This is a genomic window from Pararhizobium sp. PWRC1-1 (genome assembly GCF_049897905.1).
GTDB lineage: Bacteria > Pseudomonadota > Alphaproteobacteria > Rhizobiales > Rhizobiaceae > Pararhizobium.
Genome location: NZ_JAFCXE010000006.1, coordinates 1 through 14910, shown reverse-complemented (window position 1 = coordinate 14910; position 14910 = coordinate 1). Strand labels below are relative to the sequence as shown.

14 protein-coding genes are annotated in these 14910 nt (G+C 60.9%); 6 read left to right on the top strand and 8 right to left on the bottom strand.

The window, feature by feature from the left end; translation table 11 throughout:
• Window positions 1–19: 19 nt before the first annotated feature.
• Window positions 20–262, top strand: a complete 243-nt coding sequence (locus ACP7E0_RS11385; RefSeq protein WP_426124972.1) for a hypothetical protein — start codon at window positions 20–22, stop codon at window positions 260–262.
• A 368-nt stretch (window positions 263–630) separates the two neighbouring features.
• Here ACP7E0_RS11385 and cysN read toward each other — a convergent pair whose 3' ends face one another.
• From cysN to ACP7E0_RS11370, 3 genes are read right to left on the bottom strand one after another with little or no spacing between them, the layout of a single operon-like run.
• Entirely contained in the window at window positions 631–2139 is a 1509-nt protein-coding gene (gene cysN / locus ACP7E0_RS11380; RefSeq protein ID WP_426124971.1) for a sulfate adenylyltransferase subunit CysN, read from the bottom strand.
• A complete protein-coding gene (gene cysD / locus ACP7E0_RS11375) occupies window positions 2139–3092 on the bottom strand; it encodes a sulfate adenylyltransferase subunit CysD (protein ID WP_426124970.1) in 954 nt (317 codons plus the stop codon). Before cysD ends, cysN begins: the two co-directional genes overlap by 1 nt.
• 41 nt (window positions 3093–3133) lie before the next feature.
• Complete coding sequence (locus ACP7E0_RS11370; protein ID WP_426124968.1) at window positions 3134–3934, bottom strand: phosphoadenylyl-sulfate reductase; 801 nt, start codon at window positions 3932–3934, stop codon at window positions 3134–3136.
• Between the two features lie 356 nt (window positions 3935–4290).
• On the opposite strand from ACP7E0_RS11370, the gene ACP7E0_RS11365 reads away from it, so the two are divergent.
• Both ACP7E0_RS11365 and ACP7E0_RS11360 read left to right on the top strand, forming a co-directional pair.
• Window positions 4291–4629 (top strand): DUF6152 family protein, encoded by a 339-nt coding sequence (locus ACP7E0_RS11365; RefSeq protein ID WP_426125316.1) that lies wholly within the window; start codon window positions 4291–4293, stop codon window positions 4627–4629.
• Window positions 4629–5108, top strand: coding sequence for a DUF6644 family protein (locus ACP7E0_RS11360; protein ID WP_426124966.1), 480 nt, complete (start codon window positions 4629–4631; stop codon window positions 5106–5108). The genes ACP7E0_RS11365 and ACP7E0_RS11360 overlap by 1 nt, the downstream gene beginning before the upstream one ends.
• A 170-nt stretch (window positions 5109–5278) precedes the next feature.
• On the opposite strand, the gene betA is transcribed toward ACP7E0_RS11360, so the two are convergent.
• From betA to betI, 4 genes are all read right to left on the bottom strand, one after another.
• On the bottom strand, window positions 5279–6931 hold the full coding sequence (gene betA / locus ACP7E0_RS11355; RefSeq protein WP_426124965.1) for a choline dehydrogenase: 1653 nt from the start codon (window positions 6929–6931) through the stop codon (window positions 5279–5281).
• A 342-nt stretch (window positions 6932–7273) separates the two neighbouring features.
• A complete protein-coding gene (gene betB, locus ACP7E0_RS11350) occupies window positions 7274–8737 on the bottom strand; it encodes a betaine-aldehyde dehydrogenase (protein WP_426124964.1) in 1464 nt (487 codons plus the stop codon).
• Between the two features lie 2 nt (window positions 8738–8739).
• Window positions 8740–10263: a choline-sulfatase gene (betC, locus tag ACP7E0_RS11345; RefSeq protein ID WP_426124963.1), complete on the bottom strand. Its 1524-nt coding sequence runs from the start codon at window positions 10261–10263 to the stop codon at window positions 8740–8742.
• Window positions 10260–10862, bottom strand: coding sequence for a transcriptional regulator BetI (betI, locus tag ACP7E0_RS11340; RefSeq protein ID WP_426124962.1), 603 nt, complete (start codon window positions 10860–10862; stop codon window positions 10260–10262). The genes betC and betI overlap by 4 nt, the downstream gene beginning before the upstream one ends.
• A 154-nt stretch (window positions 10863–11016) precedes the next feature.
• On the opposite strand from betI, the gene ACP7E0_RS11335 reads away from it, so the two are divergent.
• The 3 genes from ACP7E0_RS11335 (at window position 11017) to ACP7E0_RS11325 (ending at window position 14049) form a co-directional block, all read left to right on the top strand.
• Window positions 11017–11454 (top strand): EamA family transporter, encoded by a 438-nt coding sequence (locus tag ACP7E0_RS11335; RefSeq protein WP_426124961.1) that lies wholly within the window; start codon window positions 11017–11019, stop codon window positions 11452–11454.
• A gap of 94 nt (window positions 11455–11548) precedes the next feature.
• Window positions 11549–12097 carry an HdeD family acid-resistance protein gene (locus ACP7E0_RS11330; RefSeq protein WP_426124959.1) on the top strand — a complete coding sequence of 183 codons (549 nt, stop codon included), beginning with the start codon at window positions 11549–11551 and terminating at the stop codon, window positions 12095–12097.
• Window positions 12098–12243: 146 nt separating this feature from the next.
• Entirely contained in the window at window positions 12244–14049 is a 1806-nt protein-coding gene (locus tag ACP7E0_RS11325; RefSeq protein ID WP_426124958.1) for a GGDEF domain-containing protein, read from the top strand.
• Between the two features lie 121 nt (window positions 14050–14170).
• Here ACP7E0_RS11325 and ACP7E0_RS11320 read toward each other — a convergent pair whose 3' ends face one another.
• Entirely contained in the window at window positions 14171–14431 is a 261-nt protein-coding gene (locus ACP7E0_RS11320) for a DUF1344 domain-containing protein (protein ID WP_426124956.1), read from the bottom strand.
• Window positions 14432–14910: the final 479 nt, after the last annotated feature.

The following is a 14910-nucleotide window of genomic DNA, read 5'->3' as shown; positions in this document are numbered from 1 at the left end:
CGCCGTTTGAGGACATGACTTGAAAAAGATAGACGACCTGATCGCTTCCGTGACCAGCATCCACGACCGCTACAAGGCCGGCCGCATGGAGCGCGAAACCGTCCGCGAATGGGTGCTTGGCCTCGGCGGCTATCCGGCGCCCTATGCCGAACCGCTAAGCGAAGCGGCCGCATGGTTCAAGCCGCTGCGCGATCTGGAGGACGATGCGCTGAAGGCAGCAGACCTGGAGCGGTTGAAGGCCATCGTCGAGGCGGGGGCTTGATCATGGCAAACCCGCAACGGTTCAACGGCCGCTGAGACGACGAGGCCGTTGATACTTTCAACGTTTTAGCAGGCTGCTGATAAAGTCATTCTCTCGGCATTTTTGGAAATTATGCGATTGCCAGATCCTCCGTCATTCCTGTGCTCGTCACAGGAATCCAGCCAGCCCAAGTCATTGAGCTGAAAGAGTGTTTTGACCCGAAGGACGTCGGGTCGCTGGATCCCCGCCACATGGGCGAGGAGGGCGGAGAGTGGGGTACCGCTTTCGTCAAATCATCATCTTCAGGGTTTTTCAGCAGCCTGTTAGAAATGCCGCAAGCGCTGCCGCCGATCTCGTGTCGGCGGCAGCGCTTGCGCGGTAGAACCATGTCAGATGCCGCCGGCAGCATCCTCGAAGATCTGCGAAGCTTCACTGGCAGTCATGCGCAGCAGGTCGGTTTCGTCGCGGCGGCGGGAGAACAGCTCGGTTGCCATCAGCTGGTCGGCCAGATCAGCCGGTAGCGAGAGAACCACGCGGGTCTCGTCCGAACGAAGGCCGGTCACCGAGGAGCGCTTGGCGGTGATCATGCCACCCGCCACCGTGTTGTTAGTGTCCGGATCGATCAGGATGAAGGCGCCGGTGGTACGGTTCTGCTCATAGGCGTCAAAAACGGCATTCTCATCGAAGGAAAGATGGACTTTGCCGATGCCGTTCATCGCCAGGACGCCCGTCCGCTGGTGCCAATTGCCGGTCTTCAGGTCAAGTTGGCTGAACGGGTTGGCGGTGACCCGCTGGCGCCGTGAGCCGCTTTTGAGCCAGTAGCGCCGGCCCGGCTGAATGCCTTCCGACTGCAGGGCAACCAGATGGGCATCGAAATCGAGACCGACCTGCGGCTGGCTTTCGAGCGAAACGATCATGTCGCCGCGCGACACGTCGACCTGGCGGTCGAGCACCAGGGTGATCGCATCGCCAGCAACGGCGGCGTTGCGCACCAGATCGAAGGTGACGATCTTGGTGACGTTGGCAACCATGCCGGAGGGCAGGATGACGACACTGTCGCCAGGCTTGACGGAACCGCCGGCAACCGTGCCCTGATAGCCGCGAAAGCTTTCGCCGGGACGCGAGACGCGCTGCACCGGCAGGCGGAAGCCGACCGTCTGGGCGGAGCGGACGGTTGCCAGTTCCAGCGCTTCGACCAAGGTCTGGCCCTCGTACCAGGGCATCGAAGCCTTGCCGTCATAGACGACGTTTTCGCCCTTCAGCGCCGACATCGGAATGGCGGTGATCTGGCGCACGCCGAGCGATACGGCGAGTTCGCGGAATTCGTGGGTGATCTGGTCGAAACGCGCCCGGTCATAACCGACGAGATCGAACTTGTTGACGGCCAGAACGAACTGCTTGATGCCCATCAGCGAGGCGATGGTCGCATGGCGGCGGGTCTGTTCCAGAAGGCCGGTGCGGGCATCGACCAATAGCACGGCGAGGTCGGCGGTCGAGGCGCCGGTTGCCATGTTGCGGGTATACTGTTCGTGGCCGGGCGTGTCGGCGACGATGAAGGAGCGCTTGTCGGTGGCGAAATAGCGATAGGCGACATCGATGGTGATGCCCTGTTCACGTTCAGCCTGCAGGCCGTCGAGCAGAAGCGCGAAATCGGGCAGGCCGAGATCGTTCTGCTTGCCACTGTCACGGCGCAGCGTTGCTGCCTGGTCTTCCTTGACCGCCTTGGTATCCCAGAGCAGACGGCCGATCAGGGTGGACTTGCCGTCATCGACGCTGCCGCAGGTGATGAGGCGCAGCGGGCGCGTGTCGCGCACCGCGCGCGTGGGCTCGACTGCCGGGAAAGCGGTGATCGTGCCGGTGGTAATCTCAGTCGCTTGAGCGGTTGCGGAAACGGTCATCAGAAATATCCTTCGCGCTTCTTCTTTTCCATTGAGCCGGACTGATCGCGGTCGATGGCGCGGCCCTGCCGTTCGGAAACCGTGGCGATTTCCAGTTCGGCAATGACCTCTTCAAGGTTGGTGGCCTGAGAGGGGATGGCGCCCGTCAGCGGAAAGTCGCCAAGGGTGCGGAAACGGATCGAGCCGTGCTGGACGGTTTCGCCCGGCTGCAATTCCAGCCGTGGATCTTCGGCAAGGATCATCATGCCGTCGCGCTCGATATAGGGGCGCTCCTTGGCATAGTAGAGCGGCACCAGCGGGATGTCTTCCACCTGGATGTAGCGCCAGATATCGACCTCGGTCCAGTTCGACAGCGGGAAGGCGCGAACGCTTTCGCCCTTGCGGATCATGCCGTTATAGACGTTCCAGAGTTCGGGACGCTGTGCGCGCGGATCCCAGCGATGCTCGGGCGTGCGGAAAGAATAGATGCGTTCCTTGGCGCGGCTGGCTTCCTCATCGCGGCGGGCGCCGCCGAAAGCGGCGTCGAAACCGCCGGCATCCAGCGCCTGGCGCAGGCCTTCGGTCTTCATGATGTCGGTGAACAGCGCCGAACCGTGGGTAAACGGCGTGACGTTCTCGGCCTTGCCGCGGGGATTGATGTGCTCGATGAAGTCGAGATCGTATGTCTTGACGATGTCGTTGCGGAACGCGATCATCTCGGCAAATTTCCAGCCGGTGTTCACATGCAAGAGCGGAAATGGCACCCGGCCGGGATAGAACGCCTTGCGCGCCAGGTGCAGCAGGACGGAGGAATCCTTGCCGACGGAGTAGAGCATGACCGGCTTGTCGAATTCGGCGGCCACTTCGCGAAAGATGTGGATCGCCTCGTTCTCAAGCGCCTTCAGATGCGGGTCGAGCGGTGTCTTGGCAGTCTGCGGATTATGCAGTTCCGTTTCCGGAAGAGTACTGGGCATTTCAAGTCTCCGGGAGTGTCTGTGATACGAGCCTGCGCGGATTATCGCGCAATGCTGCTGGAGAGGGGGCTGCTGGAAAGCGGGCTGCTTGAGATCGATGAGGTTGGCGGGATAGCCGAGGCTGCGGTTTCTGCGACATGGAGGCCGCATTCGCGCGTCTCGTCGTTTTCCCACCACCAGCGGCCGGCGCGCTCCGGCTCGCCCGGCTTGATGGCGCGGGTACAGGGTTCGCAGCCGATCGACGGGTACCCACGGGCATGCAGCGGATTGACCGGGATCGCTTCATCAGCGACATGGGCACGGATCTTTTCGATGTCCCAGTCGGCAAGCACGTTGATCTTGATCAGGCCACGGTCGAGATCGGCTTCGGCAAACGGGGTGTCGGCACGGTTGCCGGACTGGCCACGGCGCAGGCCGGTGATCCAGAAGGATGCCCCTTCAAGTGCGCGCGCAAGAGGCTTCACCTTGCGCGCGCCGCAACAGGCATGCCTGGCTTCGATGCTGTCGTAAAAGCCGTTCAAGCCATACTTGGCCGCATAGGCGTCGATATCGTCCTGCTCGGGATAGAATCGCTTGATCAGGATGCCATAGGTTTCTTCCGTCTTGTCGATCAGCGCCACGGTCTCGTTGAAGAGGCGGCCGGTCTGAAGCGTCGAAACCTCGATACCGTGCCTGCCGGTACCGATCGCAGCCGTAATGACCTGATCCTCGATGCCGAGGCTGGTGGTGAATACCGATTTGCCCTCGATCGACGCGATCAGCGCCAGCCGGCCGGACAGATCGAGGCTTTCCAGCTGGCTGTTGAGCGCTATGGCGCGGTTTTCAAGCGATGCGGATGTCATGGGAGGATATCCTGTTGTGTTGTTAGGGAATATCGCAGCCGTGTGTGACAAAAGACAGAAAAATGGATTTCTAATGTTGGCGGATAAGAGCAAATATCTCTCCGAACCGGAAAATTCTAAGAAAACCTAGTAATTTGATAGATTATTCCTTCTTTACAATTAGCGGGAGGTGGTGAAAACGAACGGCGGCCCCCGTCACCTTTGTTTGCCGGCAACTTCTTCTGTTCAAGAATCGGTGATGGCCCTTTTTCTTTTCATCTGTAGCTCCAGTTTTTCCTGATCGCCTGTCGCAAAAAAGGAGACACGAGATGGCCGGAGCATTTTCCTTGCGCTTTGTCACCGGTAGCCTCATCGGGATGATGATTACTGCAAGCGCCTACGCGCATCACGGCTGGTCCTGGGCCGAGGCCGATCAGATCGAGCTTTCCGGAACGATCCGCGAGATTTCGATGGCGCCGCCGCATCCGACGCTGAATGTTGAAACCCAGACGGATGGCGTCTGGCTGATCGAACTGGGCAATCCCCGGCAGACGGAACGGTCGGGCTTCGTTCAAGGATCGGCAAAGGCCGGCGATTCAGTCGTTGTGCTCGGCAATCGCTCGCTCGATCCCGAAGAGAAAAGACTGAAAGCCGTCCGGATCACCGTTTCCGGCAAGGTCTATGACATCTATCCGGAGCGCATACGGACGAATTGATGAGCGGGCCGGATCTTCTGGCATGGATTGGGGCATGGCCCGTCGCCGTGGCGATGCGCGGCTCGGCGACGCTGTACCTCTTCGTCAATGCCGCACATATCCTGTCGATCGGGCTTTTGGTGGGAGCCATCCTGCCGCTTGACCTGAGGCTGCTCGGGTTTTTCGGACATGTGCCCGTCAGCGTGGTCGGCCCGCTCCTCTCGCGCATGGCGGCGACGGGCCTCCTGCTGGCAATCGTCACCGGCTTTTGCCTTTTCAGCGTGCGTCCGCTTGCTTACGCGACGAATGTCGCTTTCCTGACGAAGGTCGCGCTCCTCTGTTTCGGCGTCGCCAATGCGCTCTTGCTGCATCTTCATCCGCATTGGCGCGCAGCAATTGCGGATGGTCTTCTTTCCATCCGCATTCGTCTCGCCGCGTTTGTATCGCTGGCTGTGTGGATCGGTGCGGTTCTGGCGGGCAGGTGGATCGGCTTTCTGTGAGGGGGACATTCCGCCGAGACGGTCGATGACGGGCGCTCGGTACGGACGGTCTCATTTCCATTCGGCTCAACCGACTACATCATGCTTTTCGAAATCGAGGATAGCGAGACGATCACTGTTTCGGAGGCTGCCATCAGCGCGAAGATGATGACCACAGAGCTGCAACACCTTTACCGGTCGCTGGTCTCCCAGCGCGGATTGATCCACGGTTCCTGATTGCTGCGGGGCAGGGGCTGCTTGCCGAGAATGTGATCGGCGGCCTTTTCGCCGGTCATGATCGAGGGACCGTTGAGATTTCCGTAGGTGACATGCGGGAAGATCGATGAATCGGCCACGCGCAGCCCATCGACACCAATGACGCGTGTTTCCGGATCGACCACTGCCATCGGATCATTCTTGTCACCCATCCGGCAGGTGCCGCAGGGGTGATAGGCGCTTTCCAGATGCTCGCGCAGGAAGGCGTCGATCTGGTCGTCGGTCGTTACGCTCTCGCCCGGCTGGATTTCGGGGCCGCGATACTGGTCGAACGCCTGCTGGCCGAAGATCTCGCGGGTGAGGCGGACGCAGTGGCGGAATTTCTCCCAGTCTTCCGGATGGCTCATATAGTTGAACTGGATGACTGGATCGGCCTTGACGTCGGGGGAGCGCAGCGTCACCGAGCCACGCGATTTCGAATGGTTGTAGCCGACATGCACCTGGAAACCGTGGCTCTTGGCCGCCGCCTTGCCGTCATAGGAAATCGCCACCGGCAGGAAGTGATACTGGATATCCGGCTGCTTGATGCCGGGGGCGGAACGCAGGAAGGCGCAGGCCTCGAACTGGTTGGAAATGCCAAGCCCCGACTTGGTGAACAGCCATTGTGCACCCGCAACCCCCTGCCAGAACCAGGGCAGCCAGGAATAGAGCGAGACAGGTTTGGTCGAAACCTGCTGGAAATAGAATTCCATGTGATCCTGCAGATTGGCGCCGACACCCGGCCGGTCGGCCTTCACCGCGATGCCCATCTCCTTCAGGTGCGCGCCCGGACCGATGCCCGACAGCATCAGCAGTTTTGGCGAGTTGAACGAGGAGGCCGAGACGATCACCTCGCGGTTGGCCTTCACCACCTCGATCTTGCCGCCGCGCTCGATTTCGACCCCGACAGCCCGGCCGTTCTCGATGACGATTTTTCGCGCATAGCAGCGGATGAGTTCGACATTCGGGCGCTTCAAGGCCGGCTTGAGGTAAGCCGATGCCGCCGACCAGCGCCGGCCGTTATGAACGGTCTGCTCCATCAGGCCGAAACCTTCCTGCTTGGAGCCGTTATAGTCGTCGGTCAGCTCGAACCCGGCCTGCTGTCCGGCATCGACGAAGGCCTTGAACAGCGGGTTCTTGTAGGAGCCGCGCCGCACGTGCAGCGGCCCGTCGGTGCCGCGCCAGCCGTCCTCGCCGCCATGCGAATTTTCCATCCGCTTGAAATAGGGCAGCACGTCGGCATAGCCCCAGCCGCGGGCGCCAAGCGCTTCCCACTCGTTGTAATCCTCCATCGAACCGCGCACATAGACCATGCCATTGATCGACGACGACCCGCCGATCACCTTGCCGCGCGGCGCGGTGATGCGCCGGTTGTTGAGGTTCGGCTCGGGCTCGGACAGATAACCCCAGTTGTAGCGGCTCATGCTCATCGGCCATGCGAGCGCTGCCGGCATTTGGATAAACGGCCCGAAATCGCTGCCGCCGAACTCCAATACCAGTACCGTGTTCTTGCCGTCCTCGGACAGCCGGTATGCGAGTGCGGAGCCTGCGGAGCCCGAACCGATGATGACGAAATCTGCGCTTTGCATGGTGCGTGTTCTTTCTCAGTTCCATTCCGCCGCAAGGCTGCGGTTTGTCTGCGCGTGGTTCCTAAGTTGCCGTCATTCCTGTGCTTGTCACAGGAATTCAGCCCTGCGGCGTCTGCCGCGTGAAGGGAGTTTTGAGCGCCGCCGACGCGGCGCTGCTGGATCCCCGGAACTCGCTACGCTCGCCCGAGGATGACGGAGGAGAGTGGCGAATTGTATTTTCACCCTCCCCCTCGAGGGGGAGGGTCGGAGCGCAGCGACGGGGTGGGGTGACTTTGTGTGTCCCTGACCATCACCCCCACCCGCGCGTACCGCGCGACCTCCCCCCTCAAGGGGGAGGTAAGGTCAATACGGCGCCTGCACCGGGCTCATCGCCACATAGACGCTCTTCAGCTCCGTGTAGTGATTGAGCGCCGCCAGCGAATTCTCCCGCCCGAAACCGGACTGCTTCGACCCGCCGAACGGCACTTCGACGGGGGCGAGGTTATAGGTGTTGATCCACAGTGTGCCCGCTTCCAGCCGGTCGACGACGCGGTGCGCACGGGTGAGGTCGGACGTGAAGACACCGGCCGAAAGCCCGAACTCGGTGCCGTTGGCACGTGCGATCACCTCGTCCTCGTTGTCGAAATCGAGCACGCACATCACCGGCCCGAAAATCTCCTCGCGGGCAATGGTCATATCGTCGGTCACATCGGCAAACACGGTCGGCTGGATGTAGGTGCCTTCAGCCGGCACATCGTTCGGGATGCCGCCGCCGGTCAGAAGCGTTGCGCCCTCGGCCTTGCCCTTCTCGATATAGGCAAACACCTTGTCGAGCTGGGCGCGCGACACCATCGGGCCGAGCTGGGTTTCCTCAACCATCGGGTCGCCGATGATGATCTTTTCGGTGCGCTCCTTCAGCCGCGACAGGAATTTCTGCTTGATGCCCTTCTGGACGAAGACGCGGGTGCCGTTCGAGCAGACCTGGCCGGTCGAATAGAAATTGCCGAGCATGGCGCCGCCGATGGCGCTTTCGAGATCGGCGTCGTCAAAAACGATCAGCGGCGACTTGCCGCCAAGCTCCATCGTCACATGCTTCAGCTGGGAAGCGGCGGCGCCCGCCACCTTGCGGCCGGTCTCGACCGAGCCGGTGAGCGATACCTTTGCGACGTCCTTGTGGTTGACCAGCAGCGGCCCTGTCGAGCGGTCGCCCTGGATGACATTGTAGAGGCCCTTTGGCAGGCCGGCCTCGAACAGGATTTCGGCGATCTTCAAGGCGCCGAGCGGCGTGTTTTCCGACGGCTTGAACACCATGGCATTGCCGGATATCAGCGCCGGTGCACCCTTCCAGCAGGCGATCTGCTGAGGATAGTTCCAGGCGCCGATGCCGACGCAGACACCGAGCGGCACCCGCTTGGTAAAGGCGAAATCGCCGCCGAGCGGGATATAGTCGCCGTTGAGGGCCGCTGCCGCGACGCCGCCGAAGAATTCGAACGCATCGGCGCCGGAGGTCGGATCGGCGACGATGGTTTCCTGGATCGGCTTGCCGGTGTCGAGCGTTTCAAGCTCAGACAGTTCGCGGTTGCGCTCGCGCATGATATCGGCGGCACGTTTCAGGATGCGGCCGCGCGCGGTCGGGCTCATGGCGGCCCATTCGCCCTGCGCGCGCTTGGCGCTCGCGATCGCCCTGTCGACAATGGCAGGGGTTGCTGCATGTAGCCGGGCGATGACTTCGCCGGTGGCCGGATAGATGCTGTCGAAGGCGGCGCCGTTGATGTCCTCGACATATTCGCCGTCGATGAAATGGGAGGCTGGTGGCTGGGCTTTCATCTTTATTCCCCTCGCGGAAAGCGTTTGGACACTTCGAGATTGTCGAGATTCATATGATTGCGCATGTAGCGCTCGGATGCTTTTTGCAGCGGCTGATGATCCCAGGGATAATAGGCCCCATTCCTCAGTGCCTCATAGACCACCCAGCGCCGCGCCTGGCTTTCGCGCACGGCGGAATCGAAGGCTTCCATGTCCCAGCGGCTGTCGCGCATCGCCTGAAAGGCGCGCAGCGTCGGCGCATTTGCGGGCACGGTGGCAAGGTTGGTCAGTTCCAGCGGATCGGCCTCGAGATTGTACAGCTGGTCCGGATCAAGCGGGCAATGGATATATTTCCACTTGCCTTCGCGAATGCCGACCAGCGGCGCATAGGAGCCTTCGGCTGCATACTCCATCAGTACCGGGGCGATGCGCTCCGCGCCATTGATCACCGGCACCAGGCTCTCGCCGTCGGTCCAGGGCATGATTTCGTCCATCGAAATCCCGGCGAGATCGCAGAGTGTCGGCGTCAGGTCGAGGTTGGATGTTGGCGCCAGATGCAAGCCGGGGGTGATGCCGGTACCGGCGACCATCAGCGGCACGCGGGCCGAACCTTCGAAGAAGTTCATCTTGAACCACAATCCGCGCTCGCCGAGCATGTCGCCGTGATCCGAGCAGAACAGGATCAGCGTATCATCCAGCATCCGGGTGCGGGTCAGCGTATCGACGAGTTCGCCGACCTTCTCGTCGAGATAGGAGATATTGGCGAAATAGGCCTGCCGTGAACGCCTGACGTTCTCCTCGGTCACCGAAAAATTCTGGTAGTCGCAGGCATGGATCAGCCGCTGCGAATGCGGGTCCTGGTCTACAAGCGGGATCTCGCCGACTTCCGGCAGAAGCTGGTCGCAGCCGTTGTAGAGGTCCCAGAATTTCCGGCGGGCGACATAAGGGTCGTGCGGGTGGGTGAAGGAGACCGTCACGGCCCATGGGCGGCTGGCCTCGTCACCGTGTTCGCGCGACAGCTGATAGATCTTCTGGTTGGCCAGAAACGCCACCTCGTCGTCATATTCCATCTGGTTGGTGATCTCGGCGACGCCGGCGCCGGTGACGGAACCGAGATTGTGATACCACCAGTCGATCCGCTCACCCGGCTTGCGGTAATCCGGCGTCCAGCCGAAATCGGCGGGGTAGATATCCGTCGTCAGCCGTTCCTCGAAGCCGTGCAGCTGATCGGGTCCGACGAAGTGCATCTTGCCCGAAAGCGCCGTGTAATAGCCGGCGCGGCGCAGGTGGTGGGCATAGGTCGGGATCGACGAGACATATTCGGCGGCATTGTCATAGACCTGCGTCCGGCTGGGCAATTGACCCGCCATCAGCGAGGCGCGGGCAGGGGCGCAGAGCGGCGAGGAGGTATAGTTGTTGCGGAAGCGGGCCGAGCGCTTGGCCAGCGCCTTCATATGCGGCGCGTGCAGGAAGTCCGCCGGACCATCGGGAAAGAATTTTCCGTTCAGCTGGTCGACCATGATGATCAGAATGTTCGGCCGGGTCATGCGGCATGTTCCTGTGTCTGGCGGGCGTTGAGATTGAGCGTGATGTAATCGTCGGTGAGCGCAATCGAAGCGTCCGCCGTCACCGGCGAGGAGCCGAGCGCCCGGCGAATATAAAGCCCGTCGATCATCGCCGCCGTGCCCTCTGCGATGCGCTGCGCATCATCTGCGACACAGAGCTGCTTGAGATTGGCGACAAGATTGGAATGCAGCCGGCGCGCATAGATGACCAGGAACCGCCGCGTCTCTTCCGAACGCTGCGCCTCGGAGTAGAAGGCGAGCCACGCGGCAATGGTCTCCGGCGCGAACTGGTCGGCCTGGAAGCTCACCCGCACGATCGCCGACAACCGCTGGCGCGGCGATGCAGCGGCTCTCAGCGCCCTCACTGTATCGTCACGCAACTGCTTCAGAAGGGAGCGCACCGTCTCGACCAGCAATTGCTCCTTGCTGCCGAAATAATGATGGGCGAGCGCCGCCGAAACGCCGGCCTGCCGCGCGATGTCGGACATGGTCACCGACAGCGTGCCCTGGTCGCCGATCACATGCAATGCCGCATCCACAAGCGCCTTGCGGCGCACCGGTTCCATTCCGACTTTCGGCATCGCTGTTCCCTTTGTTGCCGCCAGTGTATTTTTGATTGATCCATCAATCAATAAAAAATCGAGACTGTGACCAAGGATTTTCTTGCCATTGAAACAGGCCCGGCTTCAACTGGCAATGGCCGCGCCGAGCGGCAGAGCAGGAGGATGTGCGCCCATGAAATCGCTGTTTTTATCCTGGCAGGCATGGGCGCTGCTATCGGCGGCCTTTGCTGCTCTCACCGCCATCTTCGCCAAGATCGGCATCGAAAACGTCAATTCCGATTTCGCCACCTTCATCCGCACCATTGTCATTCTGCTTGCCATCGCCCTGATGCTGTTCCTGACGGGCAACTGGCAGGCGCCAGTGACAGTGTCGGGCAGAAGCTGGCTGTTCCTGGTCCTGTCGGGGCTGGCAACGGGTGCGTCCTGGCTCTGCTATTTCCGGGCGCTGAAAATGGGCAACGCCGCGCAGGTCGCGCCGGTCGATAAGTTGAGCGTCGTGCTGGTGGCCATGTTCGCGGTGCTGTTCCTCGGCGAGCGGCTCTCCCCAGCCCATTGGCTCGGCGTTGGCATGGTCGGCTGCGGTGCGGTGCTCCTGGCGCTGAAGATTTGAACGCGAAATTTCGCAGCCGGGCAGCGTATTTTAAAATGTTTTTATTCTATCCAGGATTACATGTGTCGATGATGAAATACCTGGAGGTTGCATCATGGTTGAAGCTGTCAATATTGCTCGCAGGCCCTCGTTGAAGGAAAAATGGGGATGGTTTGTCGCCCTTGGCGTGGCGCTGATCATGGGCGGCGGCATTGCCTTCGGCAATGTCATGGCCGCGACGGTCGCCTCCGTCTATTATGTCGGCATGATCATGCTGATCGGCGGCGTGCTGCACCTGATGCAGGCCTTCCGCGTCAAGAAGTGGGAAAGCGTGTTCTACTGGATCCTCAGCGGTGCCTGCTACACGATCGCCGGCGTCTTTGCCTTCCTCAACCCGTTGCTCGCCTCAGCCGCTCTGACGTTGCTGATGGCTATTGCCTTGGTGATCGCCGGAGGCTTCCGGATCTGGACGGCGTTCAAATTGCGGCCGCTCGCCGGGTGGGGATGGATCGCGCTCGGCGGTCTCGTCACGCTCATCGCAGGCCTGATCATTGCGGCCGGCTGGCCGGTCAACAGCCTGTGGATCCTTGGCCTGTTCCTGGCCATCGATCTGGTCATGCAGGGCCTTGCCCTCATCGCCTTCGGAGTGTTCGCCAAAGGGTAGTGGCGGGTTGTAGGGCCGTGCCTGCGTTGTGCCGCTAACTTACGGCAGTCATTGAACTTTCATCAAACTGTCATGTTGGGGAAACGGAAAATTCAGGCCTGCGGAACGATCTTGCGCGTGATCTCATCCGTCTCCGGAGTTCCCGCATGTCCGCCGTTCCCGCCGAAATGCTGTCCCTGCGCCGCTTTGGTGATGACCAGATCGTCACGCTTGCCAAGCTTGCGATCGAAAATGCCTTTCAGCCGATCGCCGAGATCGCCACAGGGGCCGTGTTCGGTTACGAAACGCTGATGCGCGGCTTCGAGCGGCTGGGCTTCAAATCGCCGATCGAACTGCTCGACAAGGCTGAGGAGGCGGGCCAGCTCCTGGCACTGGAGCACATGATCAACACCCGCGCCTTTGCGGGGTTTGCCAGCCTGCCGGATTTCTCCGCGCGCACCCTGTTCGTCAATTTCGACAGCCGGTTGATTGGCCAGGAAGGTGATCTCGTCGAGCGGCTCGGCAAGCACCTCAAACGATCGAATATTCCGCCGTCGTCGATCTGCTTCGAACTGTCGGAACGCTTCGACAGCGGCAAGATGCCGGATTTTTCCGGCCTGGTGAAACGGCTGCGGCTGGCGGGTTTCAAGCTGGCGATCGATGATTTCGGTGTCGGCTTCAACGGTTTGAAACTGCTCTGCGACCAGCCGGTGGACTATCTGAAGATTGACCGGCATTTCATCTCCGGCATCGAATCCAGCCCGCGCAAACGCCATATGGTGCGCCATACGGTCAACACCGCCCATGTTCTAGGCACAAGGGTGATCGCCGAAGGGGTCGAGACCGAAGCCGAATTTGCCATCTGCCGCGATCTCGGCTGCGATCTCGTCCAGGGCTATTTCGTCGCCCGTCCCACCGTGCATCTCGCCGATCTGCAGCCGGCCTATCCGCATCTGGAGCAGACCGCCGGCGCGCGGCGCCAATCGACCTCGCTGGACAGCATCCTGATCCGCAAGCAGATCGAACAGGTGCCGGCGTTGCGCGAGAACGACGATCTGGATTCGGTGTTCGAACTGTTCCGCCGCTCGCCGCAGCGCAGCTTCTTCCCGGTTTTGAACGCCAATGGCGAACCGCGCGGCGTGCTGCATGAATATCACGTCAAGGAAATGATCTATCATCCCTTCGGCCGCGATCTCCTGAAGAACCACCTCTATCAGCGCCATATCTCGCATTTCGTCAGCCCGGCGCCGATCGCCGATCTGGAGACGCCGGCCGATGAGATGCTGAAGATCTTTGCCGGTATGGATGGCAGCGATTGCGTGATTCTGACGGAAAACATGCGCTATGCCGGCATTCTGTCGGCGTCGTCGCTCCTGAAGATCATCAGCGAAAAGCAGTTGAAGACAGCGCAGGAGCAGAACCCGCTGACCGGCCTCCCCGGCAACCGCGCCATTCGCGATTACGTGCAGGGTGCCGTGCTTGATGCCGATGAAGCGCGCTACTTCTGCTATTGCGATTTCGACAGCTTTAAGCCGTTCAACGATCATTACGGTTTCCAGAAGGGTGATCTGGCGATTTCGCTGTTTGCCGCCCTGATGCGCCGCCACTTCATCGGCGAGGAAAAGTTTCTCGGCCATGTCGGCGGCGACGATTTCTTCATCGGCGTCAGCGGCTGGACGCGCGAGGAGATTGCGACCGTTCTCTTCCGCGTCCTGTCGGAATTCCGCAGCGACGTGCGCCAACTCTATTCGCCGGAACATCGCGAGGCCGGCTATATGACCGGCCATGGCCGCAGCGGCGAGACCACCGTCTTTCCGCTGATGCGCTGCTCGATCGCCGTTCTCATCCTGCCGGAGGGCTTTGTCTTCTCCGACGCCCAGGCCGTCAGCGCCCGCATCGCCGAGATCAAGAGCCTGGCCAAGGACAGCGACGACGGCCTGGTCTTCGAGACGTTTGGCGTCGCACAGGGGTGAGCGCGCATTAGCACTGGCCTTGCTCAAACGAAAACGGGCTGGAACCCATCATGGGTTCCAGCCCGCTTCTGCATGATCCCGAAGCGTCTGGCCGCGATCGGGGACGCTCATGCGACCGGTATCAGTGCATAACCGGCGTCACGGCGGTTGCCTGATGCTTCTTACCCATCGTCTCATAGGCGATCGTCACTTTTTCACCAACCTTGAGCCCCGGATTCTTGAAGGACGCCGGCAGCATGTATTTGGTGCCGTTCTTCAAGGTCACCGTCATCGCCTTTGCATCGATCGCGCGGATCGTGCCGGTGGTCGTGCTGGCAGCAAAAGCAGCCGATGAAAGGGTGATGGCGCTGAGGATCGTCAATGAGGTCAGAAGAGCACGCATGGTGTCGTCCTTGTTTGGTCCCGCACACGGGACCGTCTCGAAACCGTCCGAAGCCCGTCGCGTCGCGGCTGGGGAGCCGCCGGCGGCTCCCGGTTCGACTGTAACGCTAGGCCGGGTTTTTGGCGGTTTCAAATTAAAGAAACTTAATGTTTGCGCGGTTGCGCACGGCGCAATTTTGCCACGATGCAGCGCAGTGCCTGCCGCTCAAGGCCTTTCGAGTCGCACCGGTGCGGGTGGCGGATGAAAAACAATGGCTTTGCCGTTTAGACTGTAGGAAAAGTTATTTTCTCGTCATTTGGGAGGTCGCTTGGGAAATTTGCGATTGTCAAAACCTCCGTCATTCCTGTGCCTGTCACAGGAATCCTGTGTGTCTGAACTGTGCTTTAATGGGGGCGGGCGGAAGGCCGTCGGGATCCCGGTCGTTGGAGACCGTTTGCTGGCTCTGGTCCTCCGCCCGCTTTTGATACCCGAACCTGAAC

What these genes read in the sequence shown, in the direction of transcription:
- ACP7E0_RS11365 (WP_426125316.1), top strand. Translation starts at nt 4,291, where the DNA reads ATGATGATTACTGCAAGCGCCTACGCGCATCACGGCTGGTCCTGGGCC.
- betC (WP_426124963.1), bottom strand. Translation starts at nt 10,263, where the DNA reads ATGACCCGGCCGAACATTCTGATCATCATGGTCGACCAGCTGAACGGA.
- ACP7E0_RS11330 (WP_426124959.1), top strand. Translation starts at nt 11,549, where the DNA reads ATGGTTGAAGCTGTCAATATTGCTCGCAGGCCCTCGTTGAAGGAAAAA.
- betB (WP_426124964.1), bottom strand. Translation starts at nt 8,737, where the DNA reads ATGAAAGCCCAGCCACCAGCCTCCCATTTCATCGACGGCGAATATGTC.
- cysN (WP_426124971.1), bottom strand. Translation starts at nt 2,139, where the DNA reads ATGACCGTTTCCGCAACCGCTCAAGCGACTGAGATTACCACCGGCACG.
- ACP7E0_RS11360 (WP_426124966.1), top strand. Translation starts at nt 4,629, where the DNA reads ATGAGCGGGCCGGATCTTCTGGCATGGATTGGGGCATGGCCCGTCGCC.
- ACP7E0_RS11335 (WP_426124961.1), top strand. Translation starts at nt 11,017, where the DNA reads ATGAAATCGCTGTTTTTATCCTGGCAGGCATGGGCGCTGCTATCGGCG.
- cysD (WP_426124970.1), bottom strand. Translation starts at nt 3,092, where the DNA reads ATGCCCAGTACTCTTCCGGAAACGGAACTGCATAATCCGCAGACTGCC.
- ACP7E0_RS11370 (WP_426124968.1), bottom strand. Translation starts at nt 3,934, where the DNA reads ATGACATCCGCATCGCTTGAAAACCGCGCCATAGCGCTCAACAGCCAG.
- ACP7E0_RS11325 (WP_426124958.1), top strand. Translation starts at nt 12,244, where the DNA reads ATGTCCGCCGTTCCCGCCGAAATGCTGTCCCTGCGCCGCTTTGGTGAT.
- betA (WP_426124965.1), bottom strand. Translation starts at nt 6,931, where the DNA reads ATGCAAAGCGCAGATTTCGTCATCATCGGTTCGGGCTCCGCAGGCTCC.
- ACP7E0_RS11320 (WP_426124956.1), bottom strand. Translation starts at nt 14,431, where the DNA reads ATGCGTGCTCTTCTGACCTCATTGACGATCCTCAGCGCCATCACCCTT.
- betI (WP_426124962.1), bottom strand. Translation starts at nt 10,862, where the DNA reads ATGCCGAAAGTCGGAATGGAACCGGTGCGCCGCAAGGCGCTTGTGGAT.